26 protein-coding genes are annotated in these 25,383 nt (G+C 61.3%); 17 read left to right on the top strand and 9 right to left on the bottom strand.

Annotated features, from left to right (window positions below; all coding sequences use genetic code 11):
- Nucleotides 1–188 precede the first annotated feature (188 nt).
- Both Q9295_RS05295 and Q9295_RS05290 read right to left on the bottom strand, forming a co-directional pair.
- The gene (locus tag Q9295_RS05295) at nucleotides 189–1,568 is read right to left on the bottom strand and encodes an L-serine ammonia-lyase (RefSeq protein ID WP_306679466.1); all 1,380 of its coding nucleotides are present in this window, start codon (nucleotides 1,566–1,568) and stop codon (nucleotides 189–191) included.
- Nucleotides 1,569–1,581: 13 nt separating this feature from the next.
- Nucleotides 1,582–2,250: a glutathione S-transferase family protein gene (locus tag Q9295_RS05290; protein WP_306679465.1), complete on the bottom strand. Its 669-nt coding sequence runs from the start codon at nucleotides 2,248–2,250 to the stop codon at nucleotides 1,582–1,584.
- A 248-nt stretch (nucleotides 2,251–2,498) separates the two neighbouring features.
- Between Q9295_RS05290 and rpiA the strand changes: the two genes are divergently transcribed.
- The 7 genes from rpiA to Q9295_RS05255 all read left to right on the top strand — a co-directional run bounded on the left by rpiA (nucleotide 2,499) and on the right by Q9295_RS05255 (nucleotide 8,558).
- The gene (gene rpiA / locus Q9295_RS05285; protein ID WP_306679464.1) at nucleotides 2,499–3,284 is read left to right on the top strand and encodes a ribose-5-phosphate isomerase RpiA; all 786 of its coding nucleotides are present in this window, start codon (nucleotides 2,499–2,501) and stop codon (nucleotides 3,282–3,284) included.
- 236 nt (nucleotides 3,285–3,520) lie between these two features.
- Nucleotides 3,521–4,216 (top strand): outer membrane protein, encoded by a 696-nt coding sequence (locus Q9295_RS05280; RefSeq protein WP_306679463.1) that lies wholly within the window; start codon nucleotides 3,521–3,523, stop codon nucleotides 4,214–4,216.
- Nucleotides 4,217–4,364: 148 nt separating this feature from the next.
- Entirely contained in the window at nucleotides 4,365–4,616 is a 252-nt protein-coding gene (locus Q9295_RS05275; RefSeq protein ID WP_306679462.1) for a hypothetical protein, read from the top strand.
- A 105-nt stretch (nucleotides 4,617–4,721) separates the two neighbouring features.
- A complete protein-coding gene (gene gor, locus Q9295_RS05270; RefSeq protein ID WP_306679461.1) occupies nucleotides 4,722–6,074 on the top strand; it encodes a glutathione-disulfide reductase in 1,353 nt (450 codons plus the stop codon).
- Nucleotides 6,075–6,298: 224 nt separating this feature from the next.
- Complete coding sequence (hflK, locus tag Q9295_RS05265) at nucleotides 6,299–7,468, top strand: FtsH protease activity modulator HflK (protein ID WP_306679460.1); 1,170 nt, start codon at nucleotides 6,299–6,301, stop codon at nucleotides 7,466–7,468.
- Nucleotides 7,465–8,361 (top strand): protease modulator HflC, encoded by an 897-nt coding sequence (hflC, locus tag Q9295_RS05260; protein WP_306679602.1) that lies wholly within the window; start codon nucleotides 7,465–7,467, stop codon nucleotides 8,359–8,361. Before hflK ends, hflC begins: the two co-directional genes overlap by 4 nt.
- Nucleotides 8,358–8,558, top strand: coding sequence for a DUF2065 domain-containing protein (locus Q9295_RS05255; RefSeq protein ID WP_306679459.1), 201 nt, complete (start codon nucleotides 8,358–8,360; stop codon nucleotides 8,556–8,558). The genes hflC and Q9295_RS05255 overlap by 4 nt, the downstream gene beginning before the upstream one ends.
- A gap of 52 nt (nucleotides 8,559–8,610) precedes the next feature.
- Here Q9295_RS05255 and Q9295_RS05250 read toward each other — a convergent pair whose 3' ends face one another.
- Nucleotides 8,611–9,033, bottom strand: a complete 423-nt coding sequence (locus tag Q9295_RS05250) for a GFA family protein (RefSeq protein ID WP_306679601.1) — start codon at nucleotides 9,031–9,033, stop codon at nucleotides 8,611–8,613.
- A gap of 261 nt (nucleotides 9,034–9,294) precedes the next feature.
- Here Q9295_RS05250 and Q9295_RS05245 point away from each other — a divergent pair, with 261 nt between their 5' ends.
- Complete coding sequence (locus tag Q9295_RS05245; protein WP_306679458.1) at nucleotides 9,295–10,749, top strand: Do family serine endopeptidase; 1,455 nt, start codon at nucleotides 9,295–9,297, stop codon at nucleotides 10,747–10,749.
- 91 nt (nucleotides 10,750–10,840) lie between these two features.
- Here the strand turns inward: Q9295_RS05245 and Q9295_RS05240 are convergent, their stop codons facing one another.
- A complete protein-coding gene (locus Q9295_RS05240) occupies nucleotides 10,841–11,482 on the bottom strand; it encodes an HD domain-containing protein (RefSeq protein WP_306679457.1) in 642 nt (213 codons plus the stop codon).
- Nucleotides 11,479–12,009, bottom strand: coding sequence for a peptidoglycan-binding domain-containing protein (locus Q9295_RS05235; RefSeq protein ID WP_306679456.1), 531 nt, complete (start codon nucleotides 12,007–12,009; stop codon nucleotides 11,479–11,481). Before Q9295_RS05235 ends, Q9295_RS05240 begins: the two co-directional genes overlap by 4 nt.
- 255 nt (nucleotides 12,010–12,264) lie before the next feature.
- On the opposite strand from Q9295_RS05235, the gene Q9295_RS05230 reads away from it, so the two are divergent.
- Nucleotides 12,265–12,588: a 2Fe-2S iron-sulfur cluster-binding protein gene (locus tag Q9295_RS05230; RefSeq protein WP_306679455.1), complete on the top strand. Its 324-nt coding sequence runs from the start codon at nucleotides 12,265–12,267 to the stop codon at nucleotides 12,586–12,588.
- A 165-nt stretch (nucleotides 12,589–12,753) separates the two neighbouring features.
- Here the strand turns inward: Q9295_RS05230 and Q9295_RS05225 are convergent, their stop codons facing one another.
- The gene (locus Q9295_RS05225) at nucleotides 12,754–13,167 is read right to left on the bottom strand and encodes a hypothetical protein (RefSeq protein WP_306679454.1); all 414 of its coding nucleotides are present in this window, start codon (nucleotides 13,165–13,167) and stop codon (nucleotides 12,754–12,756) included.
- 77 nt (nucleotides 13,168–13,244) lie between these two features.
- On the bottom strand, nucleotides 13,245–14,447 hold the full coding sequence (locus Q9295_RS05220) for a pyridoxal phosphate-dependent aminotransferase (protein WP_306679453.1): 1,203 nt from the start codon (nucleotides 14,445–14,447) through the stop codon (nucleotides 13,245–13,247).
- An 87-nt stretch (nucleotides 14,448–14,534) separates the two neighbouring features.
- Here Q9295_RS05220 and Q9295_RS05215 point away from each other — a divergent pair, with 87 nt between their 5' ends.
- From Q9295_RS05215 to Q9295_RS05200, 4 genes are all read left to right on the top strand, one after another.
- Nucleotides 14,535–14,804, top strand: a complete 270-nt coding sequence (locus tag Q9295_RS05215) for an FAD assembly factor SdhE (RefSeq protein ID WP_306679452.1) — start codon at nucleotides 14,535–14,537, stop codon at nucleotides 14,802–14,804.
- Nucleotides 14,805–14,922: 118 nt separating this feature from the next.
- Nucleotides 14,923–15,420, top strand: a complete 498-nt coding sequence (locus Q9295_RS05210) for a MarR family winged helix-turn-helix transcriptional regulator (RefSeq protein ID WP_306679451.1) — start codon at nucleotides 14,923–14,925, stop codon at nucleotides 15,418–15,420.
- 358 nt (nucleotides 15,421–15,778) lie between these two features.
- Nucleotides 15,779–17,071, top strand: a complete 1,293-nt coding sequence (locus tag Q9295_RS05205) for an adenylosuccinate synthase (protein ID WP_306679450.1) — start codon at nucleotides 15,779–15,781, stop codon at nucleotides 17,069–17,071.
- A 4-nt stretch (nucleotides 17,072–17,075) separates the two neighbouring features.
- Nucleotides 17,076–17,315 (top strand): DUF2842 domain-containing protein, encoded by a 240-nt coding sequence (locus Q9295_RS05200; protein ID WP_306679449.1) that lies wholly within the window; start codon nucleotides 17,076–17,078, stop codon nucleotides 17,313–17,315.
- Nucleotides 17,316–17,372: 57 nt separating this feature from the next.
- Here the strand turns inward: Q9295_RS05200 and Q9295_RS05195 are convergent, their stop codons facing one another.
- Nucleotides 17,373–19,880 carry a hypothetical protein gene (locus Q9295_RS05195; RefSeq protein ID WP_306679448.1) on the bottom strand — a complete coding sequence of 836 codons (2,508 nt, stop codon included), beginning with the start codon at nucleotides 19,878–19,880 and terminating at the stop codon, nucleotides 17,373–17,375.
- A 138-nt stretch (nucleotides 19,881–20,018) separates the two neighbouring features.
- On the opposite strand from Q9295_RS05195, the gene Q9295_RS05190 reads away from it, so the two are divergent.
- A complete protein-coding gene (locus tag Q9295_RS05190) occupies nucleotides 20,019–20,726 on the top strand; it encodes a thiamine diphosphokinase (RefSeq protein ID WP_306679447.1) in 708 nt (235 codons plus the stop codon).
- Here Q9295_RS05190 and Q9295_RS05185 read toward each other — a convergent pair.
- Nucleotides 20,662–21,654: a DMT family transporter gene (locus Q9295_RS05185; RefSeq protein WP_306679446.1), complete on the bottom strand. Its 993-nt coding sequence runs from the start codon at nucleotides 21,652–21,654 to the stop codon at nucleotides 20,662–20,664. The genes Q9295_RS05190 and Q9295_RS05185 overlap by 65 nt on opposite strands.
- A gap of 342 nt (nucleotides 21,655–21,996) precedes the next feature.
- On the opposite strand from Q9295_RS05185, the gene secG reads away from it, so the two are divergent.
- The 3 genes from secG (at nucleotide 21,997) to Q9295_RS05170 (ending at nucleotide 25,345) form a co-directional block, all read left to right on the top strand.
- The gene (secG, locus tag Q9295_RS05180; protein WP_306679445.1) at nucleotides 21,997–22,392 is read left to right on the top strand and encodes a preprotein translocase subunit SecG; all 396 of its coding nucleotides are present in this window, start codon (nucleotides 21,997–21,999) and stop codon (nucleotides 22,390–22,392) included.
- A 153-nt stretch (nucleotides 22,393–22,545) separates the two neighbouring features.
- Nucleotides 22,546–24,189, top strand: a complete 1,644-nt coding sequence (gene pyrG / locus Q9295_RS05175; RefSeq protein WP_306679444.1) for a CTP synthase — start codon at nucleotides 22,546–22,548, stop codon at nucleotides 24,187–24,189.
- A gap of 196 nt (nucleotides 24,190–24,385) precedes the next feature.
- Nucleotides 24,386–25,345, top strand: a complete 960-nt coding sequence (locus Q9295_RS05170; protein WP_306679443.1) for a hypothetical protein — start codon at nucleotides 24,386–24,388, stop codon at nucleotides 25,343–25,345.
- Nucleotides 25,346–25,383 lie beyond the last annotated feature (38 nt).

Raw genomic sequence — 25,383 nt, 5'->3', positions numbered from 1 at the left:
GCGCTTGGCCGCGGCTTTCGCCGCCCCTCCCGAGGATATTTTCATTCTGAAAGAGGCAGCAGTCCGCTCTCTTTCAGACCTTAAATATCCCCGCCGGAGGCAAACCGAGCCGAAGGCGAGACGAGCCGGTTGGCGCGGACGCGCCAGAGGCGAGACAAAAGCTTGCGCCTGAAAGGCGCGCATTTGGATCAGCAGTTCGGCACGTTGACGGCCAAGCCACCAAGGCTGGTTTCTTTATACTTCTCATGCATGTCATGGCCGGTCTGGCGCATGGTCTCGATGCAAGCATCAAGGCTGACGAGATGCTGACCATCGCCGCGCAAGGAAAGCGAGGCGGCGGAGACCGCCTTGATCGCACCCAAACCGTTGCGCTCGATGCAGGGCACCTGCACGAGGCCCTTGATCGGATCGCAGGTCATCCCAAGGTGATGCTCCAGCGCGATCTCGGCGGCGTTTTCCACCTGCTCCACCGTGCCCCCCAGCACCGCCGCAAGACCCGCCGAGGCCATGGCAGAGGCCGAGCCGACCTCGGCCTGACAGCCGCATTCGGCGCCCGAGATCGAGGCATTGTATTTGCACAAGCCCCCGATGGCAGCGGCGGTCAGAAGAAACTCCCCCACCCGCGAGGGCGAGGCCCCCGGCACATGGTCAAGCCAATAGCGGATCACCGCCGGAACCACCCCAGCGGCGCCATTGGTGGGCGCGGTGACCACTTGGCCCCCGGCGGCGTTTTCTTCATTCACCGCCATGGCATAAAGGCTCATCCAGTCATTGATCGTATGCGGCGCGACAAGGTTCAGACCGCGTTCGGCCATCAGCGCATCATGGATGCCCTTGGCGCGGCGGCGGACTTTGAGGCCTCCGGGCAGGATCCCAGTGCCTTCCATCCCGCGCGAGATGCAGGCGTTCATCACCTCCCAAATCCGCGCCATGCCTTGGTCCAGCTCGGCCGCAGTGCGGAATTTCAACTCATTGGCGCGTTTCATCGCCGCAACGCTAAGGCCCGAGGCGCGGGCCATTTCCATCATCTCATTGGCGGTGGAGAAAGGATAAGGCACATCGGCTTTGACGCGCGTCTTGGTGCCACCAGCCTCGGCCATCTCGGCTGCGGTCAGCACGAAGCCGCCGCCGATCGAGTAATAGGTCTCTTGGAAGATCACATCGCCTTCGCCGTCGGTCGCCTTCAGGATCATGCCATTGGCATGGCCGGGCAAAGCGGGGCCGTAGTCGAAGAGCAGATCGGCCTTGGGGTCGAAATGCAACGGCGGCAGGCCTTCGACTTCGATGGTTTGCGTCTCATGGATGCGGGCCAGCGCGGCATCGGCCTTGGTCGCATCATAGGTCTCGGGCGCGAAACCGGCGAGGCCGAGGATGGTGGCGCGGTCGGTGGCATGGCCGACCCCGGTGAAGGCCAAGGAGCCATGCAAAGACGCCTTCAGCCCTTTGGGATGGAACGGGCTGGCGCGCAGCTGGTCCAAGAACCGCGCGGCGGCCACCATCGGACCCATCGTATGCGAGGAAGAGGGGCCGATCCCCACTTTGAACATATCGAAGACGGAAAGGAACATTTGGCTAAAACTTTCAGCAGTCGGGATGGGTGAAGAGTGTCGCGCCAAGGTCTTGCTCCTTGGCCACTGTGAGGGCGGCAGCGCTGCTCTCGCTGGCCGCAAGGCTGGCGCGCAAAGCGGGATAGTCTTGGATTTGCAGCCGTGCCGGGTGGTCTGGTGGCAATTGGCCAAGCCAGCGCATCAGCGTGCCGGCATAAAGCGGCAAGAGCGCCAGACGGTCCTGCGGGAAAAGCGCAGGCTCAGCGCGGGCGGCCTGTTCAAGCGCCTTTAGCGCGGCTTTGGCCCTTGCGCTGGCAAGGGGCAGCAGAGCGTCCACCGCCGCCGCACCGGCGATGCGTTCGGGGTAGAAAAGCTCCATCACCGCCGGATGCAGGTTTGAGCTGGTGAAGAAGAGCCATTTGAGGAAGTCACCGCGCCCTATGTCATCGGGCGCAGGGGCATAGGTGCCGGGGGCATGGCGATCGGCCAACCACAAAAGGATGGCGGCGGTCTCGAAGAGCGGGCCGTCAGGGGTCTCGAGGAGCGGCACTTTGCCCAGGGGGTGCAGCGCGCGGTAACTGGGGCTGGCCAGCTCACCGCCCTCGCGGTCGATCAGGCGCAGCTTGTAGGCCAGGCCCAGCGCCTCGAGCATGATATGCACCGGCAAAGCCGCAGTGTCGGGCGTATAGTGCAACGTCAGCATCCGGCCTCCTTCCCTGAGCCCGCATGCGCAGGTCCATGCTGCGTATATGGCCCCTCTCGCAGCGGCAAAACAGGTGGAAACCGACATAAGCGGTGTCGAGACTGACGCGCGCAGGCCGGCGATGCGTGACTGTGGCGCTTTGTGTCGTTGCGCGCCGATGCCCTCAACGGACCGATTGCAACTTTCACCCTGCCGGGCTTTGCGCTAATCGAGAGCCATACCCGTCCAAGGCCGGAAAGGAAGCGCCGATGCCCGCCGATCTTAACCCTATCGACAAAGCCAAATTCATTGCCGCGAAACGTGCGGTTGGATTTGTGCAAGATGGGATGAAGCTGGGCCTTGGCACCGGCTCCACCGCCGCATGGATGGTGCGCTGCTTGGCCGAGCGGATCCGCGAAGAGGGTTTGCGCGTCGTGGGCGTGCCAACCTCAACCCGCACCGCAGAGCTGGCGGTCAGCCTTGGCGTGCCTTTGTCGACGTTGGATGAGGTGAAATGGCTCGATCTGACCATCGACGGCGCGGATGAGTTTGACCCGAGCCTGAACTTGATCAAGGGCGGCGGTGCGGCTTTGCTGCAAGAGAAGATCGTCGCCACCGCTTCGGATCAGATGATCGTGATCACCGATGCCGCCAAAGAGGTGGTGCAGCTGGGCGCCTTCCCGCTGCCGGTCGAGGTGATCCCCTTTGGCTGGCAGACCACCAAGGCTTTGGTGGAAGAGACCTTGGTCTCGATGGATGTGCTGGGCCGCGATGTCACCTTGCGGATGACGGGCGATCGGCCTTTGGTCACGGACGAGTCGAATTACATCCTTGATTTGCACCTGAACCGTATTGGCAATCCGCGCCAATTGGCGCTGGTTTTGAACCAGATCCCGGGTGTGGTGGAGAACGGGCTTTTCATCGACATCTGCGATATCGTCATCATTGGCCATGCTGATGGCCGCGCTGTGGTGCGCGATATTAACACCCGCACTGTGGAAGAGGATCGGGTAGAATTCGCCCCCTCGGACAATATCTTCACCGATCTGGACTAAGTGCGGCGGGCGCTGCGGGTGAAGGCCCGCGGCGCGATTGATCCGAAAGGACGGGGCCAAAGCGCCCCTTTCTGCCTTAAATGCAGGCAGAACCCCGGCGGCCCATGACAGGCACGCGACATGCACGCGCGAAAAATGCAGGCCCGCGCAATCCTTGGCTGATTGCGCCCCTCTTAACTTGTTAACGCTTTTGCACAGCATCTTATTTGCAAGCTTTAGCTTAACAGGATTTCGCCGTGCCCAACCCCTGCCTTCGCTTGGCGCTCGTGACGGTTTGCGCCCTCTCGCCTGCCCTATCCCCCACTGCCGCCTTTGCCGAAGAGAGCGATTGGTCCGGCATGTATCTGGGCCTTGGGGCGAGCTATCTTGATCTTGAGACGACGCAATACTCGCTGGCCCAAGGCGCTGCCCCCTTCTATCTGTCCGGGATTTATGGTGGCGGCCATCGCCATGGCTTCATCCAAACCGAGCTGCGCCAACAATCGGGCGCACGGGTTCTGGGCCTGCGCTTGCGCCACCAGAAGACCGGCTCGGCGGGCGACAGCTACCTGCAAACCGATGAGACCCTGTCGACTAAGATGACCTCGGTCACCTCGCTTTCGGCGACCATTGGCTATGCGGTGCAGCCGAAACTGATGGTCTACGCCAACGCCGGTGCCACATACGGCCGGTTTGACTATTGCAGCGTCGATTTCGAATGGGATCAGGTGGATTTCAGCGAGAAAGCCAATCGCGTCGGGGTGACGCTGGGCCTTGGCGCGGAATATCGGCTGACCGAGCGTCTTTCGGCCTTCACCGAGGTCAACATGACCCGTTTTGTTACCGGCAGCGCAACCTTCCATTACCCGCCGCCCTCAGAGACGACGCAATGGACCTATGATTTCGATCATGATTACAGCGAGATCGCGATGGGGATGAACATCCGCTTCTAAGCTCTGCCACGCCGTCTTCGGGCCAAAACTCTGCATTTGGCCCGAGGGACGAAAGCCAGCGGGATCCGCCGGCCATGTTCACGCTTGCTTGCCGGGCGGTTTTACGGTCCAGCTAAATGACCGGTTCTTTTCAACGGAGTTAAAATAAATGCGTGATTTCTTTATCAACTGGTCCGAGAAGCTGATTGGCGTTTTTGTCGGGCTGATGGTTTTGGCCGTGGTGATCGCTGGCTTTGGCATGATGTTCGCCCCGCAAGGCGGCTTCTTTCAGGGGCTCTTGGTGTTGGTCGGCGGCTTGATCTATGCCGTGATCATGGGCGGGATGCTGTATCTGTTCTTCGGCATCTACCGCAACACCCAGCAAACCAACGTGCTTTTGGAGCAGATCTTGCGCAAGTGATGTAAGCGGCCTGCCCCTGCTTTGGGGGCAGGCTGACCGCTCGGCCTCTGGCCTTTCGCTTGGCTCTGTGGAATATCTTTTTTGATCTTTTCCCAGGAGCTGCGCATGGCATTCGACGTTGATCTTTTTGTCATCGGTGGCGGCTCGGGCGGGGTTCGGGCGGCACGGATTGCCTCGGCCGAAGGCGGGGCAAAAGTCGCCCTGGCCGAGGAATACCGGATGGGCGGCACCTGCGTGATCCGCGGCTGCGTGCCGAAAAAGCTGATGGTCAATGCCTCGGCTTTTGCGCCGATCTTGGCGGATGCGCAGGCTTATGGCTGGAATGTGCACCATCACGGCTTTGACTGGTCGCATTTCCGCGCCACTTTGGATGTAGAGCTGAACCGGTTGGAAGCGGCCTATCGCGGCACGCTGACCAATGCCGGCGTCACGATCTATGACGCCCGCGCCGTGGTGAAAGATGCGCATAGGGTGGAGCTGTCGACCGGCGAGGTGATCCGCGCAAAGCATATCCTGATCGCAACCGGCGGGCGGGCCTTTGTGCCGGATATCCCCGGCGCAAATCTGGGTGTCACCTCGAATGAGATGTTCAAGTTGGACGCCCTGCCCCAGCGCGCTTTGGTGGTCGGCGGCGGTTATATCGCATCAGAATTTGCGTGCCTTCTGAACAATTTGGGTGTCGAGGTTGCGCAGTATTACCGCGGCGAGCAGATCTTGCGCGGCTTTGATGATGAGGCGCGGAGCCATGTGGCCTCGGCCATGCAGGCCAATGGCGTCGACGTGCGCTGCCATAAAGACGTGGCCCGGTTGGAAAAGACCGCCCAAGGCATTCGCGCCTATGACACCTCGGGCGCATTTGAGGATGTCGATCTGGTGCTTTTCGCCACCGGCCGGCTGCCCAATAGCGAAGGGCTTGGGCTTGAGGCTTTGGGCGTTGAGATCGGAGCCAAGGGCGAAATCAAGGTCGATGACTACAGCCAGACGGCTGTGCCCTCGATCTTTGCGGTGGGCGATGTGACCGACCGGATCAATCTGACGCCGGTGGCCATCCGCGAGGGCCATGCTTTCGCCGATACGATCTTTAACGCCCGTCCCAGCAAGGCCGATCACGAGCTGGTGGCCAGTGCCGTCTTCACCCAGCCCGAGCTTGCAGCGATTGGGCAGACCGAGGAAGAGGCCCGCAAGGCCGGTGAGATCGAGATCTACAGCGCCAGCTTCCGGCCCATGAAGACGCTCTTTGCCGGCCGGCAAGACCGGATGCTGATGAAGCTGGTGGTGGCGAAGGAAAGCCGCAAAGTCTTGGGTTGCCATATCGTTGGCGAAGGCGCGGGCGAGATGATCCAGTTGGCCGCGATCGCCATTAAGATGGGCGCGACCAAGGAGGATTTCGACCGCACCGTCGCCGTCCACCCCACCGCCGCCGAGGAATTGGTGACGATGCGCAAGCCGGTGCGCTAAGACCTCACGGCGGTGTCATCGGTTTGGCCTATAGGAGCGGGTTTTCATGCCCGCGCTTGGGCTTTGCCAAGGTTGCGGGACCGCCGGAACCACCTTAAGGAAGAATAAGCTGCGACAAAGCCGCTCGCCGCCCGCAATCGCGCAGGTTTCGGCGGCGTTGCGCTTGAATTTGCCGTGCAGATGCACAGGTTAGACGCAACCAAAGTCAGAGAGGAATTGGCCACATGGCAGGAGGTCCCTGGGGAAGCGGCGGCGGGCAAGGGCCCGGCGACGATGACCGGCGTGATGAGACAGGTCGGCGCGACGATGCCGATCGACGCAATGGCACTCGGCGTCCGGGCGACAATCCGCAGATCCCCGAGATCGATCAGCTGGTGCGCAAGGGCCAAGAGCAGCTGCGCGTGCTGATGGGCGGACGCGACCGCAACGGCGGTGGCAATGGTGGCGGGCGCGGCCCGGCTCCGGGGCCGATGTTCACCAAGCAAGGCCTTGGTCTGGCAGCGCTGGCTTTGATCGCCGGTTGGGCGTTCATGTCCTTCTACTCGGTCCGCCCGGAAGAGCGCAGCGTTGAGCTGACGCTTGGCCGCGCCTCGGGCATGGGTGAGCCGGGTCTGAACTTCGCGCCTTGGCCGGTTGTGTCTTATGAAAAGGTGCAAGTCACCGGCGAGCGGACCACCGACATCGGCTCGGCCGATGGCAATACCGGCGCTTTGATGCTGACCCGCGATCAAAACATCGTGGATATCGGCTTCCAAGTGGTCTGGAACGTGGCCGATCCTGAAGCCTATCTCTTCAACATCGCCGACCCCGAGGAAACCATCCGCGCGGTCAGCGAAAGCGCGATGCGCGACATCATCGCGCGCTCGGAGCTTTCGCCGATTTTGAACCGGGACCGCGGCACGATTGCCGCCGATCTGCGCGCCCAAGTGCAGACCACTTTGGACCAGTATAATGCTGGCATCCAAGTGATCCGGGTCAACTTGCGCCGTGCGCAGCCCCCGGCCGATGTGGCCGCCGCCTTCCGCGCCGTGCAAGATGCGCAGCAAGAGCGCGACCGGCTTGAGAAAGAAGCGGATGGCTATGCCAACCGTGTGACCGCAGGCGCCCGCGGTGAAGCCGCGCGTCTGGTGGAAGAGGCTGAAGCCTATCGCGCCCAAGCCATCAACTCGGCCGAGGGTGAAGCGGCCCGCTTCAACTCGGTCTATGCCGAATATGTCAAAGCCCCCGAGATCACCCGCAAGCGGCTGTATCTTGAGGCGATGGAGACGGTGCTGAGCGGCGTCGACAAGGTGATTTTGGACGGGGTGACCGGCGAAGGCGGCGTGCTGCCCTATCTGCCGCTTGACCGTCTGGGCAACCGCGGCAGTGGCTCGGCCAGCGAAGGGGGCAACTGATGCGCGCGTTCTATATTCTTCCGGCCCTCTTCGTGGTCTTGGTGCTGTTCCTGTCCTCCGTCTTCATCGTGGATGAGCGGAAAAAGGGCCTCGTGCTGCAATTCGGTGAGATTGTGCAGGAGAAAGAAACCCCCGGTCTGGGGTGGAAAATCCCGTTCATCCAAGAGGTTGTCTATTACGAAGACCGCATCTTGGGCCTGCAAACCGCGCCGATCGAGGTTACTCTTCTGGGTGAGCGTCGCTTGGTGGTTGACGCTTTTGCGCGCTGGCGCATCACCGATCTGAAGGCCTTCCGTCAGGCCACCGGCTCGGGCGGCGAAGAACGCGCGCAGACGCTTTTGGGCAACATCTTGCAGCAGGCCATCCCCGAGGTTTTGGGCAACACCACGCAAGACCGCGTGCTGAGCCAAGACCGTGCCGGCCTCACCAACCAGATCCGCGACATCGCCCGCCGCGAGGCCGAGGCTCTGGGTGTGACGGTGATCGACGTGCGCCTGACCCGCACCGATTTGCCCGAGCAGAACTTGAACGCGACCTATGCACGGATGCGCGCCGAGCGTGAACGCGAAGCCGCAGACGAAGTGGCGCGCGGTGGCGAAGCGGCGCAACGTGTCCGCGCTGCGGCAGACCGGACCGTGGTGGAAGAAACCTCGAAAGCCCGTCGGACCGCGGAAGTGGTGCGCGGTGAGGCGGATGCAGAGCGCAACCGGGTGCTGGCGGAAGCCTTTGGCCAAGACCCTGAGTTCTTTGCCTTCATGCGCTCGCTCGACGCTTATCGCCGGTCGCTGAATGGCAGCAATTCGACGATGGTCATGCAGCCCGACAGCGAGTTCTTTGACTATCTGAACAGCGAAAGCGGCCGCGCCGCCCCTGCCCCGGCAACCGCGCCGTGACTTGGGTCATCCTGGCCTTTGGGCTGGTCTTAGTGGTGGAGGGGCTGGCGCTTGCGCTGGCCCCTTCGCGTATGGAAGAGGTGCTGCGCTTCTTCGCTTCGCTCTCGCGCGACCGCCGCCGGGTGCTGGGCTTGGTTTCCTTGGCGATCGGGGTGGCCCTGATCTGGGCCGCGCGGAGTTTTGGAACGCCAATCTAGAGCGCTTCTGCCCCCGGCGGGCCATCGACCGAAGGCCGTGGAGCCCTTGCCATCAAGATGGGCTGAACCTTAAGACCCCAGCGATCTTAGGCCCAGCCGTGCTATCTGAAGGGTGCGAGACGCCATCCATCACCGGAACTTCAGGAAAATCAAACGGGCTGACACCTTCAATACAGGCAACGTTAACCCCAAATTGGTTGGGGTTTGAGCGCCGCTGATGGTGGGTATAGATCCCGCATGTCTTGCAGAAGTAATGCTGAGCGGTTCTCGTATTGAACTGATAAAGCGTCAGATTGTCTTCACCTTTTACGAAGGTGATATCTGCCAGTTGCACCGAGGCGGCAATGGCGCCGCGCATCCGGCAATAAGAGCATGTGCACCGCCGGATCGTGTTGAACCCATCCGTCAGGCGGATTTCAAACTGCACTGCGCCGCAATGGCAAGCTGCCTTATGGTGCTGTGGCAAGGTATTCATCACGTCAGCCCCTTTTTTATCTTTCCCGATTTAGAACTTGGCCTCTGACCGCCTGCAACGGACCAACCGCCGTCGCCCTTGATCTTAGAGGCAATCCCCCTCCCCCAGATGACAAATGCCTTCACAAGGCCTTGATTCTGCGCGAGGGGGTTTGCATTGCCTCTTTCAATGCCCAATTGTTCTGTCAGCCAACGGCGACTCCTGCGCTGAATTTTGTCAGACAGAGCAACCGCCTCAACGGATGTAAGAGGAGTTTTTCCCGTGCCCGCAGCCCTTTCCCTTCCCCGCCGCCGCAGAACCGCCTCTTTGGCCTCTGCCCTTGCGCTGGCCGCCGGGCTGGCTTTGGCAATCCCGACCGCGCCGGCTTACGCCTTCGCAGCCCCCGAAAGCTTTGCCGAACTGGCCGAAAAGATCAGCCCGGCAGTGGTGAATATCACCACCTCTTCGATGGTCTCCGGCCCCGCCTCGGGCGGTCCGATGGTGCCCGAAGGCAGCCCGTTTGAAGATTTCTTCGAGCAATTCCAAGCCCCGAATGGCGAGCCGCAACGGTCCGAGGCCTTGGGCTCGGGTTTCGTGATCAGCGAGGACGGCTATATCGTCACCAACAACCACGTCATCGAAGGCGCCGATGAGATCCTGATCGAGTTCTTCGGCGGTGAGAAACTCCCCGCCACTTTGATCGGCACCGACCCCAAGACCGATATCGCACTTTTGAAGGTCGAAGCGGAAAAGCCCTTGGCTTTCGTCACCTTCGGCAACTCGGATCTGGCCCGCGTGGGCGATTGGGTGGTGGCGATGGGCAACCCCTTGGGTCAGGGCTTCTCGGTTTCGGCCGGGATCGTCTCGGCCCGCAACCGTGAACTGACAGGCACTTACGACGATTATCTGCAGACCGATGCCGCCATCAACCGCGGCAACTCGGGCGGGCCTTTGTTCAATATGGACGGGCAAGTGGTCGGCGTGAACACCGCGATCCTGTCGCCCAATGGCGGCTCAATCGGGATTGGCTTCTCGATGGCCTCGAATGTGGTCACCAAGGTCGTGGATCAGCTGAAGGAATTTGGCGAGACGCGGCGCGGCTGGCTTGGTGTGCGGATCCAAGATGTCACCCCGGATATCGCCGAATCGATGGGGCTGAGCGAGGCCAAAGGCGCGCTGGTCACCGATGTGCCCGACGGCCCCTCGAAGGATGCCGGGATTGTGGCGGGTGATGTGATCACCACCTTCAACGGCCAGTCGGTCGGCGATGCGGGAGATCTCACGCGCCGCGTCGGCGATGCCCCGATCGGTGAGGCGGTGCCGGTGGTCGTGCTGCGCGATGGCAAGTCCGAGACGCTGCAAGTTACCCTTGGCCGCCGCGAAGAGGCCGAAGCCCAGCCCCGGCCGGTCTCGGGCCAGCCCAGCGAAGAAAAACGCTCGCTTGAGCTGTTGGGGCTGACCTTGCAGCCCTTGAATGACCAGCTGCGCCGGCAATTGGGCCTGCAAGCCGGTGACAGCGGCTTGGTGGTTGGCAAGGTCGATCCGGCCTCGGAGGCTTTTGTCAAAGGCCTGCGCGAGGGCGATGTCATCACCGAAGCTGGCCAGCAAAAGGTGGCGCGGCTGAAGGATCTTGAGGATCGGGTGGAAGAGGCCCGCGCCGCCGGGCGCAAATCGCTCCTGCTGCTGATCCGCCGTGATGGCGATCCGCGCTTCGTGGCCTTGTCGATTGCGAAATAAGGCCTGAGTTCAGGGCGTTATAAAGGGCGGCAGGGCATTCTGACCGCCCTTTTTTCATGGTCTAACGCGGGGGGCGACTGGCCCTCGGCCCCTAGCCGATTTCGGTCAGAAGTTGATCGCGAAAGCCGCGCATAAAATCAGCCCGCTCGGCAGCCATGCGCCGCCCCGTTTCCGTCTGCATGGCTGCGGCGACGGGAAAAAGTTTGACCTCCAGATGGTCCAAGGCAAAGGCCTTGTCATCCAAGGGCCGGGCAGTCGCCAAAGGGTCTTCCGCGTCAAAGAGCGCGCCGCCCATTTGGCCGGTCACCGCGAACATCCGGGCCATGCCAATCGCGCCCAAAGCCTCAAGCCGGTCGGCATCTTGCAAGATCTGCGCCTCAAGCGTTTCGGGTGTGATCCCAGCGGAAAAGCTATGTGCGGCAATGGTATGCGCCACAGCATCGAGCTTTTTGGCCGGGAAATCGGTGCCGCTCAGATACTCCCGCGCCCAATCGGCCGAAAGTTGCGAGGCTGCGGCGCGGTTGGGCGCATTCTTCGGCAGGTTCACCGCATCATGGAAATAGGCGGCGGCCAAAAGCACCTCAAGATCGGCGCCCGGCTCGGAGGCGGCAATGGCTTGGGCATTGGCCCAGACCCGACGCAGATGCCCCATGTCATGAGCGGCATCGGCCTGACCCGCCCAAAGCTGCGTGATCGCGGTCTCATAGCCCGCCTGCTGGAGTGCAAGGCTCACAGGCTGCTCCGATCCACCGCGATCAGCCCCAATTCGCGCGCCCCTGCCAAGGAGAGGTGGTCGCTGTCGAGGCCGCGGCTGCGCTGATAGCGGCCCAAAGCGTCGCGCGTGGGCCGGTCCATCACGCCGGTCAAAGGCAGAAGATAGAAGCCACGCGCCTTGAGCGCCCGTTGCAGCGTCGCAATGAACTCGGGCGTCATTTCGGCCGCGCAGGGCGCGCGGAACCAGACCGTGCCGCGGTCCGAGACGATGCGCTGGCGGGTTGAGCTGCCATAGACGGCAGGTTCGATGCGGCCATCCGCAAGCACCCTCTCGGGCTTGACCATGACCTGCTCGGTCACGGTTTCGATCACCGCAGGGCGGATGTCTGCCTGCCAGCAAGCCCCTTTGGGGCCAGGCGGGGGCCCGGGGTCTTTGCGACTTATCATCTCGGCCGAGAAATCGGCCACCGGCAAAGGTCCGGCGGTGTCGATGCAACCAGCCAAGGCCAAAGCCAGCACGCTTGCGGTCAGGAGTGATTTGAACATCTGCCGCGTGCCGGGCTCTTTAAGGGGGGCCAAGCGTTTGCCAGACCAATGGCCTCCATCCTACCGCCAACCCGCAAAGGACGATAGCCCCACCGCCCTTGCGAAGCGGACCGCGTGGCATTCCGGGCACGCGCCGCCCCTCTTGCAGGATGCGCCGCACCGTAAGGCCGTCCTGCCTCTGGCAAAGGCCTATCATATGCCCTAAGTCGAGAGGGAACAGGCAGGCAAGTCAGCAAGAGGCCCAGACGCAAGGCTATGGCAAAGATTACCTATATCGAACACAGCGGCAAACGGCATGAGGTCGAGGTCGCCAATGGGCTGACCGTGATGGAAGGCGCGCGCGACAATGGCATTCCCGGCATCGAAGCCGATTGCGGCGGCGCCTGCGCCTGCTCGACTTGTCATGTCTATATCGACCCTTCCTGGGTCGAGAAGCTGCCGGCCAAGGACAGCATGGAAGAAGACATGCTCGACTTCGCTTGGAACCCCGATCCCGCGCGCTCGCGCCTGACCTGCCAGATCAAGGTCACCCCGGCTTTGGATGGTCTGGTTGTCCAGCTGCCAGAAAAGCAGATCTGAGCCTAAAGGCTTGCGAAGACCAAAGCGCGCGCCCCGACCGGCGCGCGTTTTGCATTCATGGCCAGAGATGGGGCGTGGTCAAAAGATGGGGCACTGCCCTGCCCTCTCTTTCAGAACTTAATTATCCCCGCCGGAGGCATCCACAGCCGGCCAAGGGCGCGGCGGTCAGCCCTCGGCATCGCCCTTCATCAAACGCTCGGCCTTTTTGCGCACCAGAACCGAGCGCAGATCATGCATCGCCAAGAGAAGCTTATCGGTGATCGCCTCAAGCTGCGCCTCGGTGGCGCGCGACTGCGCCCAATGCGCCGTGAGGTTGAGATGATCCACCGCGCGCAGGATGTCATCGACATCCCGCGCTTCAAGCTGGGCGCGGCGTTCAGTGAGCCAGTCACCGATCACCGCAAGGTCTTCGGGACTTAGGGCCACATCGCCATGCGGCTTGATATTGCCGTTGCGGGTGTTGACCACCGCAATCTCATCCAGCTCGATCCGGCGCTGGCGGTTCTCGGTATCCACCTTGAACACCGCCGCGCCGTTTTCGCGGATGCGGAAATAGTAGTTCGGCAGATCGTCAGCCATTATGCCTCATTGCCTCTTCACCGCCTTACGCTGTGCCCCGCGCTGACCCGTAGCCACGCGGGGCGCGCGCGCCGCGCTTAGACCAAGCTTGCGCAGAAGCTTTGGATCCGGGCGCAGGCCTCGCGCAAAACCTCATCCGAGGTAGCGTAGCTGACGCGGAAGTTTGGCGATACCCCGAAGGCCGCGCCGAAGACCACGGCGACGCCGGTTTCTTCAAGAAGGGCCGTCGCGAAGACCTCATCATTGGTGATGACGGTGCCCGAGGCGGTGGCTTTGCCGATGCAGCCCGAGATATCGGGGTAGACGTAGAAGGCGCCCTCGGGTTTCGGGCAGGTGATGCCCTTGGCCTCATTCAGCATCGAGACCACCAGATCGCGGCGGCCTTGGAAGACCTTGCGCCATTCGCCAAGGAAGTCTTGCGGGCCGGTCAAAGCCTCCAAGGCGGCATATTGGCTGACGGAAGACGGGTTCGAGGTTGATTGTGATTGGATCACCGCCATCGCCTTGATCAGCGCCACCGGGCCCGCGGCATAGCCGATCCGCCAGCCGGTCATGGCATAGGCCTTCGACACACCATTGCAGGTCAAAGTGCGGTCATAAAGCGCGGGTTCGACCTGCGCCGGGGTGCAGAATTCGAAATCATCGAAGACCAGATGTTCATACATGTCATCCGACATGATCCAGACCTGCGGATGGCGCAGCAGCACATCCGTCAGCGCCTTCAGCTCATCACGGGTATAGCCTGCCCCGGTCGGGTTCGAGGGCGAGTTGAAGATGAACCACTTGGTCTTCGGCGTGATCGCGGCTTCCAGCTTTTCCGGGGTCAACTTGAAATTGCTCTCAATGCCGCATTCCACCGCGACCGGCGTGCCACCCGCCAGCAGCACCATGTCAGGATAGCTCACCCAATAGGGCGCGGGCACGATCACCTCATCACCCGGGTTACAGGTCGCCATCAGCGCATTGTACAGGATCTGCTTGCCGCCAGTGCCGACCGAGACTTGGGCAGGTGTATAGGTCAGACCATTCTCGCGCAGGAATTTGGCGCAGATCGCGGCCTTCAGCTCGGGGATACCATCCACCGCCGTATAGCGGGTCTTGCCCGCGTCGATCGCGCGCTTGGCAGCCTCGCGGATATGTTCGGGCGTGTCGAAATCGGGCTCGCCAGCGCCAAGGCCGATCACATCCTTGCCTTCGGCCTTCAGCGCTTGCGCCTTGGTGGTGACCGCAATGGTCGGCGAGGGTTTCACACGGGCCAGCGTATCAGAGAGCAGCGCCATCGAGGGCATCCTTTGGATGGGTGGAAATATGGGCCTTGTCGTTCTAGAAGCGCCCCAGCACAGCGGCAAGCGCGAAGGACATCGGATATGCAGGAAACGGCTGAAGCGCGCCTTAAGCGGATGCGGATGCGCAGCTGGCGGCGCGGCACCAAAGAGATGGATTTGGTGATGGGCCCTTGGGCCGATGCGCATCTGGCCGGGCTTTCCGAGGAGCAACTGGCACTTTACGACCGGCTTTTGGACGAGAATGACCAAGATCTGATGGCCTGGCTTGTGGGCCAAAGCACCCCACCCGGCTGGGCGACTGGGCTTTTGGCCGATCTAGGGGCTTTCGCGGTGAAGCGTTTGCGCGGCTAAATCTGGCCGCCAGAGCTGCGGAAGTTTCTGCGAAATTGCCGCAAATCCGGTGCGAGTTTACCGAATATTGGTGGTTTGTGCTGATTCTCTCTTTGTTCCCAACTGGCGGAGAAAGAGGATGTCGCTTCATCAAACCATTCTGGACGGATCGCAAAAAGCGTTCCTGTCATGTTACTTGGAAAACCTGTCGCTGGTCGAACGGCTGCACCGGCTGTTGCTTGATGTGATCAAGGATGAGTTTGAGCGGCTGCATATCCTTGAGATCAACTCGGTGCAGGCGCTTTTGCTGTTCAACATTGGCGAGAATGAGGTGACGGCCGGGGAGCTGAAAACCCGCGGTTACTATCAAGGCTCAAACGTCAGCTATAATCTGAAAAAGCTGGTGGATTTGGGCTATATGCACCACCAACGCTCAGACATTGACCGCCGTTCGGTGCGGGTGCGGCTGACCGATAAAGGCGCATCGGTGCGCAGGCAACTGGGCGAACTGTTCACCCGCCAAGCCGAGATCATCGAAAAGCGCGCCTTGGTCGGCATCAATGGGATGGATGAAATCAACTCTGCCCTAAAGCGGATGGAGCGGTTCTGGACCGAGCAGATCCGGTATATTTATTAGGTTTTCGCGCGCGGTGATGGGCTGGGCTAGGGCGTCAGCGCCTTCGTCTGACTGTGGGAGCCTCATGCGGGGATCTATTGGTCTGAAAGACGGGAAAGTCGCAGATAGCGGAGGCGAGGTCCGGAATCAGCTCCGGCAAACGCCTTTTAGCTGAGCCAATCGGCGCGACGTTTGGGCGCGGGCACTGCGCTGAGACTGCCGATTACAAAGGCCAGAGCGATGCTGTCGGAACGTTCTGAGCCTTGACCGCAAGGGCTCGGGGCGGCGGCTTTCAGCTGCGACGGTTTTTCTTGTTTCCCCCGGTCGCAGGTGGGGCTATACCCCCCACGCATTTTCCAGACCGAAGGACCGGACCCGAATGGCCAACGTAGTCGTCGTGGGCGCCCAATGGGGCGATGAGGGCAAGGGCAAGATTGTCGATTGGCTGTCGGAGCGCGCCGATATCGTTGCCCGTTTCCAAGGTGGCCATAACGCTGGCCATACTTTGGTCATCGATGGCGCCGTCTATAAGCTGTCGCTGCTGCCCTCGGGCATCGTGCGCGGTGGCAAGCTTTCGGTCATCGGCAATGGTGTGGTCTTGGACCCTTGGCACCTTGTCACCGAGGTCGAAAAGCTGCGCGCGCAGGGTGTTGAGATCAACGAAGACAACCTGTTGATCGCCGAAAACACCTCGCTGATCCTGCCGCTGCACGGCGAATTGGACCGTGCGCGTGAGGGTGCTGTCGGTGTGGCCAAGATCGGCACCACCGGCCGCGGCATCGGCCCGGCCTATGAAGATAAAGTCGGCCGTCGCGCCATCCGCGTGGCTGATCTGGCCGATGAGGCGACGGTTGAGCTGCGCGTGGACCGCCTGCTGGCGCATCACGATGCTTTGCGTCGTGGCCTTGGGCTGGAGCCGATCGACCGGGATGCGCTGATCGCGCAACTGAAGGAAATCGCTCCGAAAGTTCTGCCCTATGCCAAGCCGGTCTGGAAGGTTCTGACCGATGCGCGCCGGGCCGGAAAACGTATTCTTTTCGAAGGTGCACAAGGTGCGCTTTTGGATGTCGACTTCGGCACCTATCCTTTCGTGACGTCGTCCAACACCTTGGCCGGCCAAGCCGCCACCGGCGTTGGCCTTGGGCCGACTGCGATCGATTTCGTCCTTGGCATCGTCAAAGCCTATACCACCCGCGTTGGTGAAGGCCCCTTCGCCGCCGAGTTGCACGACGAAGACGGTCAGCGCTTGGGCGAGCGCGGCCATGAGTTTGGCACCGTGACCGGGCGTAAGCGCCGCTGCGGCTGGTTCGACGCGGTGCTGGTGCGCCAGACCTGTGCCACCTCGGGCGTTTCGGGCATTGCGCTGACCAAGCTGGACGTTTTGGACGGGTTCAAAACCCTGAAGATCTGCGTTGGCTATGAGCTCGACGGTGCGCGGATCGATTATCTGCCGACCGCTGCCGATCAGCAGGCACGCTGCAAGCCGATCTATGAAGAGATGGAAGGCTGGAGCGAATCGACGGAAGGCGCGCGTTCTTGGGCCGATCTGCCGGGTGCTGCGATCAAATATGTCCGCCGCATCGAAGAGCTGATCCAATGCCCGGTGGCGATGCTGTCGACGAGCCCCGAGCGCGACGACACCATCCTTGTCACCGACCCTTTCGCTGACTGAGCCGATGGCATTGCGCTACAAGACCCGCAAGCGACTGGCATTGCTGATCCTTTTGGTCGGCATGCCGCTCTATATCGTCGCAGCGGTCAGCTTGATGAACTGGCTTGGCAGCAGCTTTGGGCGGCTGCCGATCTGGGCTGAGCTGGTCGTCTATGTCGGGCTTGGGCTGATCTGGATCCTGCCCTTCCGCAAGATTTTCACAGGGATCGGTCAGGCCGATCCTGATGAGGCTTCGAAAGAATGAAACGAAAAAGGCGGGCCACTCGGGCCCGCCTTTTTTCTTATCGCCCGTCGCGGCGACTTAGCGCGCCATCTTCCGCGCCTCGGCCAGATAGGTCGAATCATCGGTCAGCACGAAATGCCCGCGCCCAACCTTGGCAAAGCGGCCCTCGCGCAACAAAGTGCCGAAACCGCGCAACCCATCTTCGCGGGTGAAGCCGTCACCAAACCGACCGGCTTCGACCTGACGCATCAGATAGGGCCGGGTGAAGTGATCGCGCTTGCCAAAGCAGGTTGCATAAGCGGCAGCGGCCTCAAGCATCTGCGTCAGGTTCGAGGTGCCAAGCCGTTCAGCAAACTCGGCAAAACCGCGGCTGTCGTCGAAGATATTGCCGGCATTCAGCGCAGGCTCAACGTCATCTTCCGAAGCGTTGAGGTCCAGATCGGCCTGCATCACCGAGCCGGCTTGCTCGGGCAATGCGGGCTCATCCGCCAGCAAAGCCGCACTGAGTTCGGCCTCCAAAGCGTAATCGTCCTGCAACGCCTCACCACCGCTGGCTGCCGCCACAGCGCCACCGCGGCCCACCCGGCGCGGACGCACGGGGGCAACATGCACGGGGGCGACATGCACGGGCGTCGACGGGGCCGCGCTCCGGTCAATGCGCTGTTCTGAAACCAAAACCAGCGGCGCTGGCCGGTTGGTGCTGGACATCAGACGTTGCTCGCTGGTCGCCGCAAGTCGCGGGGTCCGCTCGCTCTCATTCGAGCGCGGACGCACCGGACGCACCGCACGCGCCAGATCGGCCCGATAAGGATCGGCACGCTCGGCGTCCGAGGGCTCTTTCACGCCAGCCAAACGCTCGGCCACGGTCGCGGCGACGGCGGCTTTCAGATGCTGGATCGCCGAAAGGCGGCGACGGTTGCTTGGCTCAGACATCTCGTCATCCGCTTGGCGCAGAAGCCGGGTCATATCCTCATCGGGCGCCGTGGTGGTGGTGTCAGCTTCGACCGGCTGATCCGCCACAGGCGCCACGAAGGCGGTTGGCTCATCAGCGGTTTCCGGCAACATCGCATCAGCACGGCGGATCTTGATGACCCGCGCCCGCGCCCGCTGCGCCTTTTCCAAGGCGGCATCATGGGGAGCTGGTGCAACGGTAGCGGTCTCTTCAGCCTCAACCGGTTCGGCAAATTGGGGTTCAACTTGAGCCGCCGCAAGGGGTTCGGCATCAACCTCATTCGCCGTATCATCGCCAGCAACTTCTTGCAGATCGATGTCTTGCGCATCATCGGACCAAGCCGCAGCCAGCGGCTCCTCAGCTTCTTCGACGGGCGTCACGACTTCTGGCGCGGCGTCATCCGCATCGTCAAACAGCGCGGCGGAAAGCTCGCTTTCGAGGTCATCGCCCAGATCGGCGACATCGGGCGAGCCTTCATGCTGCCAAGCCGGCGCAGGCGCTGCAGCAAGACCGAAGAGCTCTTCGTCTTCTTGCTCAATATCCTCGGCAAAGGCCTCGCTGGCCCAGTCTTCTTGCAATTCAGCCGCTTGCGACGGGGCGGTCTCCACCTCTGGCGCGGCCGGTTCAGCCCCGGCTGCGGCGGCAGCGGGCTTGCCCGTCAACTCTGCGATCAGATCAGCAAGCTCAACGCCCTCATCGCCCAAGGTCAGCGGTGAAGCGGTCGGAGGCTCAGCCCGATCCTGCAAAGCAATTTCATCGTCTTCGTCGAGGGAATCAGTGCTTTCCAGCACCTCATCCTCATCCACCATCAAGCCGCCCAGCCGTGCAAGAACCTGCGCATCCGCATCGCCCTGCACGTCATCACTGGCCTTCGCGACGAAAGCAGCTTCAGGCTTAACATTCGCAACGTCAAAAGCTTCCGCGAGGCCGGCAGTGCCGCCAATATCAGCATCGTCTTCTTCATCAAAGCCGTCCGAGCCAAAGCTGGGCGCAAAGGCCGAGGCGGCATCCTCGACCGGGAGCGCACCGTTTGCGGCAACAGGCGCCGCCGCAGCGCCCGAGAGGGCCACAGCATGACGAAGCCGTGCCAGCTTAACCGCAACGCCTTCTGGCATCACCTCAGCCAAGGCGGGACGCGCAGGCGGCTCGACTGGCTCTGGCGCATCGGCAACCAAAGGCTCGACCGGTGCGGCAGGCACTTCGGGCAGCTCGTCGGCAATATCTACGGGCGCAAGCGGCTCAACAGCAACGGTTTCAGCCGCCGGCTCAACCACGGGGTCTTGTGCCACGGGGGCTTCTGCCACGGGCGTCTCAGCCGCGCCGGGCTTTGCCACATTTTCTGCCACAATTGGCGCTGCAATCGCGGCAGCCGCCGGCTCTTCGGCCGCGCGCAGAATCACATTGTTGTCTTCGACCCGCGCTTCGACCCGGCGCTGCACTTCGCGCTCGGCGATCCGGTGCAGCATCGCGGCATCCGGCGTCGGCGGTTCTGCGCCGAAATAACGGTCTCCAGCAGCCAAATCCCGGAAGTATTCAGCAATCGCACGCATCGTGTTGAACGGATCATCAAAGCCTTCCAGCGTGCAGCTGAAAGTGCCGTAGGAAACCGTCAGGATCTTGCTTGCACCTTGCATATGATGCTTGCCTTTCGCACTACTCATTCCGGCCATACTGGCCCGGCCGTTGTCCGAATCCGTGGACAGACCGGGGTAATTTGAAGGATTGATTGTGTTCTACCACGCGCAGATTGCCTTAATTCGAATAGTATCCTTGTGATCGCGCCAAATGTCCAACACAGCCAAGGTGTGACGCTGGTGGGCGGCGGTGCTTTGGGGGGGCGCGACCTGCGCTTGGCGCTGGCGCGGGCGCCGATGGCCGTGGCCGCCGACAGCGGCGCGGACCGATTGCTGGCCGCTGGAATCCTGCCCGATGCGGTGATTGGAGATTTCGATTCGATCTCGTCCGAGACGATGCGAAAACTGCCTGCCGACCGTCTTCATCCTGCCCCGGCCCAAGATCGAACCGATTTTGTCAAAGCCTTGCAGAGGATCAAAGCGCCGCTGGTGCTGGCAGTCGGCTTCACCGGCGCGCGCATGGATCATGGTTTGGCGGTGATGAACGGGCTGGTGCTGCTGCCCAATCACCGCTGCATTGTGATTGGCCCTAAGGATATCGCCTTTGCCGCCCCGCCAGAATTGGCCTTGCGGCTCTGCCCTGACGATCCGCTGTCGCTTTTCCCGATGACCAGGCTGGAGGGCAGCAGTGAAGGCCTGCACTGGCCGCTACAGGGGCTGGAGTTCGCCCCGGATGCGATGATTGGCACCTCGAACAAGGTGGCACGCCCTGAGGTGCGGATGTCGTTCAACCGCCCCGGCATGCTGACGATCCTGCCGCGCAAGCGGCTGGATGCTGCGATCAAAGCGTTGGCGGCAGCGCCGTTTTGGCCTGAGTCCGATGGGTCAGCCGCTCACGATAGATGATATATAGGCCGGAGCCGACCACGATGGCGATGCCGGTGAAGGTCATCTCATTCGGCAGATCATCGAAGATCAGATAGCCCAAGATCACCGCGATCACGATTTCAAAATAGTGCAGCGGTGCCAATGTTGCGGCCGGGGCCCAAGCCAAAGCTTGCGTCATGCAACCGTGGCTGGCAGCGGCCCAAAAACCGACACCAAAGAGCCAGAGCCATTGCCAGCCCTCGGGCATCACACTGTGCAGGGCCGGGATCGGCCCTTCTTGCATGAACCAAAGCACGGGCACAGAGATCAGCACACCAATCCAGCTGGTATGAGCCTGCATGGCCACAGGATGCATGACCTTTGAAAGCTCTCGTGTCACCAACATATAGAAAGCAAAGGAAAAAGCCGTGGCCAAGGGCCAAAGCGCGATCAAGCCAAAGGCGGTCAGCGAAGGCTGGATGACAAAGAGCGCGCCACCAAAGCCAACAAGGCAGGCAACAATCCGACGCGGCCCGACCTGTTCGCCAAAGAGGATATAGCCCAAGATCAACAAGATGAAGGGCTCGACGAAGACAATGGCCAAGGCGTCGGCCAAGGGCATCACCGCCACACCCGAGACGAAGGCAAAAGTTGAGAAGACCAAAAGGGCCGCCCGCAAAGCGCTAAGGGCCAAGGCGCGCGGGCTTACACGCATGGGCACCCGCATGAGCCAAGCCACCGGCAGGATCAGCGCGCATTGCACAACGAACCGCGCTGCGGTGATCTGGCCCACCGGGATGCCGCCCTCGGCCGCCAATTTGGAACTGACATCAAGCAAGGGTGCCAGCACACAAAAGGCCAGCATCAACAAGATGCCCGGCAAAATCCGGTCGCCCGCAGCATGGGTGGGCACGGCCAACTCCGGCGCAACAGTGGAATGGGCAAAAGCGGCGGGAGGGTTCGGCATGGGCTTACTCATGCCCCGAAAACTAGGCGGCATCGCTGCCCCCTGCCCCGTCGAAAGCGACGCTGGGTGTCGCGAACACCCCCCAGACTTTGGCAATTCGATCAAAGCCTCCTAGGCCCAAGCCCGCTTGCAGAATAAATATCTCCCTGCCGCACCCCCCCCCAGATCATCCATCCGCATAGGCATTTTGGCCAGGTTTGATCGGTGCAAGATGTGCAAAACCCGCGGCTCCGACGCAGCGCAATGCAATCCAAAAGGCGCGGGGACTGCATCCTCACTTGCGCCGCGCGCTCCATAGTCCTAAATGGCCCCGCAAGACTTGGCCCCGGGAATAACGCCTCCATGGAAACCGTCGTCCTTACCGTCCACCTGATCCTCGCCCTTCTGTTGATTGGCGTCGTGCTTTTGCAGCGCAATGAAGGTGGCGCGCTTCTCTCTGGCGGCGGCAGCACGCAAGCCCGTGGCAAAGCGACCGGCCTGACCAAGCTGACTTGGGTCTTCGCGATCGCCTTCATCTGCACCTCGATGACCCTTGCGGTCATGGCGGCACGCGATGCTGGCGGCGGCTCGGTTCTGGATCTGGTCCCGCCGCCCGCTGCGCCGGCTGATGGCACCAGCGCACCGGCTGAAATCGACAGCCTGCTGCCCCCGGCCCCCGCGGATGAGGCCTTGATCCCGCCTGCTGTGACCGCTCCGGCAGCTGACGAAACCGCCGCTCCGGCGACCGGCAGCAACTGATCCACTAGCTTTTGACTTTCTACCCGCCCCGCAAACATCATGTTGCGGGGAGCGGGTTGTGAACATGACCGGGAGAGGGTATATCCCATCTCCCGTGGTGCTGCGATTCCACCTGCCCGAATCGCATGTTGAACTGAACACGGGGGGCCCGGCGTGGCGCGTTATATTTTCATCACCGGTGGCGTCGTATCCTCTCTTGGCAAGGGCTTGGCCTCGGCCGCTCTGGGGGCCTTGCTGCAGGCGCGCGGCTATACGGTTCGGCTGCGCAAGCTCGATCCCTACCTCAACGTCGACCCCGGCACGATGTCCCCCTTCGAGCATGGTGAGGTCTTCGTGACCGATGACGGCGCGGAGACCGACCTCGACCTTGGACATTATGAACGCTTCACCGGCGTGCATGCGCGGATGACCGATTCTATTTCCTCGGGCCGGATCTATTCCAACGTGCTCGAGCGCGAGCGCCGCGGCGATTATCTGGGCAAGACCATCCAAGTCATCCCGCATGTCACCAATGAGATCAAAGACTTCCTTCGCGTCGGCGATGAAGAGGTTGATTTCATGCTGTGCGAGATCGGCGGCACCGTTGGCGATATCGAAGGCCTGCCCTTCTTCGAAGCCATCCGCCAATTCATTCACGAACGGCCGCGTGGCCAGTCGATTCTGATGCACCTTACCCTCCTGCCCTATTTGGCGGCATCGGGTGAGTTGAAGACCAAACCCACGCAGCACTCGGTCAAAGAGTTGCAATCCATTGGTCTGGCGCCGGATGTGCTGGTCTGCCGCTCAGAGCATCCGATCCCCGAGCGTGAGCGCGAAAAGATCGCCCTTTTCTGCAATGTCCGCAAAGAGGCGGTGATTCCGGCCTATGACCTGAAAACCATCTATGAAGCACCGCTGGCCTATCACCGCGCCGGTCTGGACCAAGCCGTGCTTGACGCTTTTGGCATCAACCCGGCACCGAAGCCCAATCTGGGGCGTTGGGAAGATGTGATGGACCGCCTCTCGCATCCCGAGGGCGAGGTGCGTGTGGCCATTGTTGGCAAATACACCCAACTGGAAGACGCCTATAAATCCATCGCCGAGGCGCTGACCCATGGCGGCATGGCCAATCGCACCAAGGTGCGTTCGGAATGGATCGATGCCGAGATCTTTGAGCGCGAAGATCCGGCTGCGGTTTTGGGCAATTTCCACGCGATTCTGGTGCCCGGCGGCTTTGGCGAGCGCGGCACCGAGGGCAAGATCAACGCCGCCCGCTTCGCGCGTGAGCGTAAGATTCCTTACCTTGGCATCTGCCTTGGCATGCAAATGGCGGTCGTCGAAGCCGCGCGGAACATGGTGGGGTTGGCCAATGCCGGCTCGGAAGAGTTCGACCATGAAAAGGGCGAGCGCCGCTTCACCCCGGTTGTCTATCACCTGAAAGAATGGGTGCAGGGCAATCACACCGTGCGCCGCAAGGCCGATGACGCCAAGGGCGGCACCATGCGTTTGGGCGCTTATACCGCGCATCTCAAGGATGGCTCGGCTGTCGCGCGGATCTATGGCGCGACGACGATCGAAGAGCGCCACCGTCACCGCTATGAGGTGGACACGCAGTATCGCGACCAGTTGGAAAAGTCGGGGCTGGTGTTCTCGGGCATGTCGCCCGATGGCAAGCTGCCCGAGATCGTCGAGGTGAAAGATCACCCGTGGTTCATCGGCGTGCAATTCCACCCCGAGCTGAAGTCAAAGCCCTTCGCGCCGCATCCGCTTTTTGCCGATTTCATCCGCGCCGCGATTGAGAACAGCCGTCTGGTCTAAACGGACCGCAGCCCGAAAATACACCAAAGCCCCCGCCCTCGCGGGGGCTTTTTTCACCTCACGGAAAGTTGAGGCGATCCACGGCTAATACACTGAAATTCCTTAAATATGACTAGCCGATTAATTATTTAACCTGTTGCATACACCCTCTGAGGTTGTTTACCACACCGGGCATTTACTATGGAGCCTTCCCCTGATGAGTACCAAATTTGGCGCCCTTGCCTTCACAGTTGCTTTGGCCTCTCCGTTCGCCGCCTTTGCTCAGGACTATTCCGGCGCATTGACCCTTGGCTATAGCGAGACCGGATGGGATTCGGTGTATTCGGTGCCCACCAAGACTGTCACCTTCGACGGGCGCATCAAATTCGCATTTGAGAATGGCCTCACCTTTGGCGCCCGCTTTAATAAACTCGACAAAGAGGACGGCTACTCCGAAACAAGCACCCCGGGTGATTTGAAGTCCTTCGACCTCGGCTATACCTTCTCCAATAATATGAAAGCTGCGGCCTTCTACGAAAGCTTCTCACTAGACTACGAAGACGAAGGGGATGTGGAGAAGGACTATTCGACCATGGACACGACGGGTATCGAAATCGGTTATGAAGCCGACGGTATCGATGTAGCCGTCTTTGCAGCCAAAAGCAAAATGGGCGGCCCCGGCGGCGACGTTGGCAGTGACTATAGTCTGAGAAGTTCAGGCATCCGTGCCAGCTATAGCATCGGCGAAAAGCTAACAATCGGCGTGTCGGTCGTGAAAACAGACTGGGACATTTTCGGCTCCGATCTCAAGCAGATGACGACCAAGGGAATTGCAGCGGTCTACAGCGCTACCGATAAGATCAATATCTTCGCTGGTCTGGTCGAGCTTACAGGCGCTGAGTCCATTATGTGGAGGACTGACACTTACCAAGATCGGACCATAAGTCTTGGCGCATCCTATGATTTGACCGACAATATCGGCGTACCCATGATTGCATCGCTCGAATTGGCTCGGAGTTCCTCCTCCGTCCATTCCGGTTATGGTACCGAGGCGGTTCGCTTCGGCCTTTCGATCCCGCTGGGTAAGGGCAAGATCAAGGCGCCGCTGAACAGCACTGCTGATGCGATTCTGAACCCGTCGCGCTCGGCCTTTTCGCAAGCTCACCTCAGCTTCTAAGCTTAGGCTGGTCTCAAACGAAAAGGGGGCGGTCCATT

This window comes from Pseudogemmobacter lacusdianii (genome assembly GCF_030848395.1).
GTDB lineage: Bacteria > Pseudomonadota > Alphaproteobacteria > Rhodobacterales > Rhodobacteraceae > Pseudogemmobacter > Pseudogemmobacter lacusdianii.
This window is presented reverse-complemented; position numbering and strand designations above follow the sequence as displayed.

What these genes read in the sequence shown, in the direction of transcription:
- Q9295_RS05225 (WP_306679454.1), bottom strand. Translation starts at nt 13,167, where the DNA reads ATGGCTGACGATCTGCCGAACTACTATTTCCGCATCCGCGAAAACGGC.
- Q9295_RS05205 (WP_306679450.1), top strand. Translation starts at nt 15,779, where the DNA reads ATGGCCAACGTAGTCGTCGTGGGCGCCCAATGGGGCGATGAGGGCAAG.
- Q9295_RS05295 (WP_306679466.1), bottom strand. Translation starts at nt 1,568, where the DNA reads ATGTTCCTTTCCGTCTTCGATATGTTCAAAGTGGGGATCGGCCCCTCT.
- Q9295_RS05195 (WP_306679448.1), bottom strand. Translation starts at nt 19,880, where the DNA reads ATGCAAGGTGCAAGCAAGATCCTGACGGTTTCCTACGGCACTTTCAGC.
- Q9295_RS05215 (WP_306679452.1), top strand. Translation starts at nt 14,535, where the DNA reads ATGCAGGAAACGGCTGAAGCGCGCCTTAAGCGGATGCGGATGCGCAGC.
- Q9295_RS05200 (WP_306679449.1), top strand. Translation starts at nt 17,076, where the DNA reads ATGGCATTGCGCTACAAGACCCGCAAGCGACTGGCATTGCTGATCCTT.
- Q9295_RS05235 (WP_306679456.1), bottom strand. Translation starts at nt 12,009, where the DNA reads ATGTTCAAATCACTCCTGACCGCAAGCGTGCTGGCTTTGGCCTTGGCT.
- Q9295_RS05250 (WP_306679601.1), bottom strand. Translation starts at nt 9,033, where the DNA reads ATGAATACCTTGCCACAGCACCATAAGGCAGCTTGCCATTGCGGCGCA.
- Q9295_RS05185 (WP_306679446.1), bottom strand. Translation starts at nt 21,654, where the DNA reads ATGCCGAACCCTCCCGCCGCTTTTGCCCATTCCACTGTTGCGCCGGAG.
- hflK (WP_306679460.1), top strand. Translation starts at nt 6,299, where the DNA reads ATGGCAGGAGGTCCCTGGGGAAGCGGCGGCGGGCAAGGGCCCGGCGAC.
- secG (WP_306679445.1), top strand. Translation starts at nt 21,997, where the DNA reads ATGGAAACCGTCGTCCTTACCGTCCACCTGATCCTCGCCCTTCTGTTG.
- rpiA (WP_306679464.1), top strand. Translation starts at nt 2,499, where the DNA reads ATGCCCGCCGATCTTAACCCTATCGACAAAGCCAAATTCATTGCCGCG.
- Q9295_RS05230 (WP_306679455.1), top strand. Translation starts at nt 12,265, where the DNA reads ATGGCAAAGATTACCTATATCGAACACAGCGGCAAACGGCATGAGGTC.
- Q9295_RS05170 (WP_306679443.1), top strand. Translation starts at nt 24,386, where the DNA reads ATGAGTACCAAATTTGGCGCCCTTGCCTTCACAGTTGCTTTGGCCTCT.
- Q9295_RS05210 (WP_306679451.1), top strand. Translation starts at nt 14,923, where the DNA reads ATGTCGCTTCATCAAACCATTCTGGACGGATCGCAAAAAGCGTTCCTG.
- Q9295_RS05275 (WP_306679462.1), top strand. Translation starts at nt 4,365, where the DNA reads ATGCGTGATTTCTTTATCAACTGGTCCGAGAAGCTGATTGGCGTTTTT.
- Q9295_RS05290 (WP_306679465.1), bottom strand. Translation starts at nt 2,250, where the DNA reads ATGCTGACGTTGCACTATACGCCCGACACTGCGGCTTTGCCGGTGCAT.
- Q9295_RS05220 (WP_306679453.1), bottom strand. Translation starts at nt 14,447, where the DNA reads ATGGCGCTGCTCTCTGATACGCTGGCCCGTGTGAAACCCTCGCCGACC.
- gor (WP_306679461.1), top strand. Translation starts at nt 4,722, where the DNA reads ATGGCATTCGACGTTGATCTTTTTGTCATCGGTGGCGGCTCGGGCGGG.